At 32.0% G+C, this 2,921-nt stretch carries 3 protein-coding genes; all 3 read right to left on the bottom strand.

The features are described from left to right. Positions 1 to 597: triose-phosphate isomerase (tpiA, locus tag C4B25_RS04450; RefSeq protein ID WP_131613928.1), on the bottom strand; the 597-nt coding region annotated here is incomplete at its 3' end. A gap of 88 nt (positions 598 to 685) precedes the next feature. Next, entirely contained in the window at positions 686 to 1,318 is a 633-nt protein-coding gene (locus tag C4B25_RS04445; RefSeq protein WP_131613926.1) for a hypothetical protein, read from the bottom strand. Positions 1,319 to 1,565: 247 nt separating this feature from the next. Further along, complete coding sequence (locus tag C4B25_RS04440) at positions 1,566 to 2,753, bottom strand: phosphoglycerate kinase (protein ID WP_131613924.1); 1,188 nt, start codon at positions 2,751 to 2,753, stop codon at positions 1,566 to 1,568. Positions 2,754 to 2,921: the final 168 nt, after the last annotated feature.

Genomic DNA, 2,921 nt, shown 5'->3' with positions numbered 1-2,921 from the left:
TTCTTCTGAAGTAATTGATCTAATGAAAGCACACATTTCTTCAGCGTAAGCAGCAGTAGCTGTTTTACCTGTTCCGATTGCTCAAACTGGTTCATAAGCGATAACAACATTTGCTCAATCTGTAATTCCTTCTAATGAAGCTAGTGTTGATGCTTTAACAACATCTTTTGATTTTCCAGCTTCATATTCAGCTAGTGTTTCACCAACACAAACGATTGGTGTAACATCGTTAGCTAAAGCAACTTTAGCTTTTTTGTTTACATCTGCATCTGTTTCATTGAACATTGCTCTTCTTTCAGAGTGTCCAAGGATAACTGCGTTTGAACCTGCAGCTTTAATCATTTCAACAGAAAGTTCTCCTGTAAATGCTCCATTTGCTTCGAAGTGCATATTTTCTGCAGCAACGATAAATTCCCCTTTTGCTTCACCTGATACTGTTGCTAAGTCAACAGCTGGTGCTCCAATACCGAATTTCATTGTTGATGCAATTTTATCTTTGTTTGCTTCAAATAATGTATTGAACTCTTCCATGAAAGCTTTTGCTTCTGCTGGTGTTTTGTTCATTTTTCAGTTTCCTACAATAACTTGATTTCTCATATTTTCTCCTTGTTTATAAATTTATTTATATGTATATATTTTAACATTTTTTAGATAAAAAAAATAACCCTAAAGGTTATTTTAATTTTTAGTGTTTTCCTAAGTCAACTTGACCGAATAGTGCAAGCATTAAGAATACGAAGATTGTAATTGTTAAAAGTAAGATGAATCCTAGTAATACAGATTCGAATGTTGATCTACCTTTACTTTTAGGCGAATTTTTACTAATTTTAACAACTTGTGTTTTAAGTGTTTCTACTTCTTTTGTAAGAACTACATTTTCTTCTTTAAGTTTTTTGTTCTCTTCTTCAGTTTCAAGAGCTTTAGCTTTTGCTTCTTTAGCAATTTTTAAAGCGTCTCCATCGTTTTTTGCTGGCTTGCTGGCTTTTTGTTGTTGTAATGCGTCAATCTTAGCTTTTTGTTCTTTAATAAGTGTTAAAATTTCAACATCTTGGTTACCTGAGGCAAGTTTAGTAACCTTGTTTGCTTCAACAAATCAGTTTGATGTATATTTACCATCTTCATGAATTTTAATTCTTCCTGATCTTCCTTCAACAGCTTTAATTTTTGATTCGGCATCAGCAAAAGCTTCTCCTTTTGAAGTGTGGTGGTAGTAACGATCTACACCATCTTTTTTAACTGTTCATTCTTTTGGACCTTTTTTAGAAACTGTGAAGTTTACTCTTGCTACAGGTTTTTTTATTGTTTTTGTATCTGACATTTTAATTCTCCCTTTATATGCATTTTGTTATAGTTTTATTTTAAACTATATTGTTTATCTCTATAAACTAAATTTATTATAGCATATTTTTTTAATGTTTCACATCTAAACCTTTTTTTAAAAAAGTTATAAGTTGGTTGAAAAAAATACATTTTTCAATAAAAAAACTTTTTACATGCATAAAAAACAATTCAAATATAAAATTAAAAAAACAACCCATTATGAGTTGTTTGTTTAATACAATGTATTATTTATCTTGAATTGCAACAATTCCTGGTAAAGGTTTACCTTCCATATAAGTAAGTGAAGCTCCACCACCTGTTGAAATGTGTGTGAATTTTTCTTCAAATCCTAATTTAATTGCAGCGGCAGCTGAATCTCCTCCACCGATAACTGAGAATACACCTTCTTGGTTAGCGATTGTTTCACAAACAGCTTCTGTACCTTGTTTGAAGTTTTCAAACTCAGCAACACCCATTGGTCCGTTTCATACAACTGTTTTAGCTCCCTCAAGAGTTTTTTTGTATAGTTCGATTGATTTATCTCCTAAATCTAATCCCATGTACCCTTCAGGCACTTCAATTCCTTCAGTACATTTTCTTGCGTTATCAGCAAATCCTGTTGAAATAGCGTGGTCAACTGGTAATACTAGTTTATCTCCACCTTTTGCTAAGAATTCTTTAGCCATTTCAATGTAGTCAGCTTCTAATAATGAAGTTCCGATTTGGTGTCCTTGTGCTGCAAGGAATGTATAAGCCATTCCTCCACCAATAAGGATTTTGTCAGCTTTAACTAATAAGTTTTCGATAACAGCGATTTTATCTGAAACTTTAGCTCCACCAACGATAGCTACGAATGGTGATTGTGGTGCATCAAGACCTTGTGAAAGCATTTTAACTTCGTTTTGAACTAAGTATCCAAGTGCTGATTCAGCAATGTTTGAAGCGATACCAACGTTTGAAGCATGTGCACGGTGTGCTGTACCGAATGCATCATTGATGAATACATCACCAAGTGAAGCTCAGTATTTACCTAATTCTGGATCATTTTTTGATTCCGCTTTATTATTAAGGTCTTCGTATCTTGTGTTTTGGAACATGATTACTTCACCTTCGTTCATTTCTGCGATTGTTGATTCTAATTCTGAACCTCTTGTTTCGTTAACAAATTTAACTTCTTTACCTAATTTTTCAGATAGTTTTGTAGCAACAACTTCTAATGAGTTTTCAGCTTTATCTTCTTCTGATTTAATTCTTCCTAAGTGTGAGAATAAGATTGCTTTTCCACCTTCAGAAATAACTTTCTGAATAGTTGGTAATGCAGCATCGATTCTTTTTTCTGAAGTAATAACTCCATCTTTGATAGGAACATTAAAGTCTACACGAACTAGAACTTTTTTTCCTTTTAATTGAACATCGTTAATTGATTTTTTCATTTATTTTTTCTCCTTAAATATTGAAATTTATGAATATTTCTTAAAAATTATACTACTTATCGACTAATAAAAAAAGAAAAACAGCCCATAAAGGCTATTTTTTCTATTTCATTATTTATTAATGAAGTATGATTTAGGATCTCTAATGTCAAACTTACCTTTTTCTTC

The organism is Mycoplasma todarodis (assembly GCF_004335995.1).
Classification (GTDB): Bacteria; Bacillota_I; Bacilli_A; order Mycoplasmatales; family Metamycoplasmataceae; genus Mycoplasma_K; species Mycoplasma_K todarodis.
Note: the sequence above shows the minus strand (reverse complement) of the source record. Positions and strands in the feature narration are given on the sequence as shown.